The organism is Agromyces binzhouensis (assembly GCF_004135055.1).
Taxonomy (GTDB): Bacteria; Actinomycetota; Actinomycetes; order Actinomycetales; family Microbacteriaceae; genus Agromyces; species Agromyces binzhouensis.
In genome coordinates this window covers 1-1,064 of the sequence record NZ_SDPL01000671.1, presented here as the reverse complement: position 1 = coordinate 1,064, position 1,064 = coordinate 1, and the positions used below count along the sequence as shown (strand labels likewise).

At 72.7% G+C, this 1,064-nt stretch carries 3 protein-coding genes; 1 reads left to right on the top strand and 2 read right to left on the bottom strand.

Annotated elements, in window-relative coordinates; translation table 11 throughout:
* On the top strand, positions 1 to 379 hold a 379-nt coding region (locus ESO86_RS17540), incomplete at its 5' end, for an enoyl-CoA hydratase/isomerase family protein (RefSeq protein ID WP_165308338.1).
* A gap of 3 nt (positions 380 to 382) precedes the next feature.
* Here ESO86_RS17540 and sufU read toward each other — a convergent pair.
* Both sufU and ESO86_RS17530 read right to left on the bottom strand, forming a co-directional pair.
* Positions 383 to 823, bottom strand: a complete 441-nt coding sequence (sufU, locus tag ESO86_RS17535) for a Fe-S cluster assembly sulfur transfer protein SufU (protein ID WP_129236021.1) — start codon at positions 821 to 823, stop codon at positions 383 to 385.
* Positions 823 to 1,064, bottom strand: a 242-nt coding sequence (locus ESO86_RS17530) for an aminotransferase class V-fold PLP-dependent enzyme (protein WP_129236020.1), incomplete at its 5' end; no start/stop codon positions are given. The genes sufU and ESO86_RS17530, both read right to left, overlap by 1 nt.

Below are 1,064 nucleotides of genomic sequence, written 5' to 3'. Positions count from 1 at the left end.
GACGCCGGGGTCGGCGGCGGGATCGCCGGACGAAGCCGGGGAGCCGCGGCATCCGTCGGCCCAGCCCGCGCAGGCCTATGCCGCCGCCGCAGCCGACGAACTCGAGACGCTCTCGCCCACGGCGCTCGCGATCACGCTCGAGGCGGTGCGCCGGGCCCGCACGCTGCCGAGCCTCGAGGACGCCCTCGAGCAGGAGTTCCGCGCGGTGTCGTGGTTCATCGGCCAGCACGACCTGCACGAGGGCATCCGAGCACAGGTGATCGACAAGGACCGTTCGCCGAAGTGGGATCCCCCCACCCTCGACGACGTGCCGGCGAGCCTGCCCGCGCGCGTGCTCGAGGAGCAGCTGCACGACCCGATCTGGGCCGACCGCGCCTGAGGCTCAGCGGGCCTTCGCGACCGCCGCCTCGAGGGCCACCCACGAGAGCATCGCGCACTTGATCCGCATGACGTACTTCGAGACGCCGTGGAACGCGATCGCGTCGCCCAGCACCTCCTCGTCGGGAACGCCCTCGCCCTTCGAGCGCAGCATCGTGCGGAACTCCTCGGCGAGGCCCAGCGTCTCGTCGACGGGTCGGCCGGCCACGAGGTCGGCGAGCACCGACGCCGACGCCATCGAGATGCTGCATCCGTCGCCCTGCCAAGCGACCGCGTCGATGCGCTCGTGCGCGTCGTCGAGCTTGACGCGGACCGTGATCTCGTCGCCGCACGTCGGGTTGAACTCGTGGTGCTCGGCGTCGGCGCCCTCGAGCGGACCGTCGCCGTGCCGCGCCTTCGCGTGGTCCAGGATGATCTCCTGGTAGAGGCCTTCGAGGTTCGCCATCACGCGGCTCCCGTTCCGAGTCCGAAGAAGCCGCGGACCTCGCCGAGCGCCGCGACGAACCGGTCGGCCTCCTCCGCGGTCGTGTAGACGTGCGCGCTGGCGCGCGTCGTCGCGGTGATGCCGAGCGCGCGGTGCAGCGGCTGCGCGCAGTGGTGGCCGACGCGGACGACGAGCCCGGCGTCGTCGAGGAACTGGCCGACGTCGTGCGCGTGCACGCCGTCGACGGCGACGCTCACGAGCC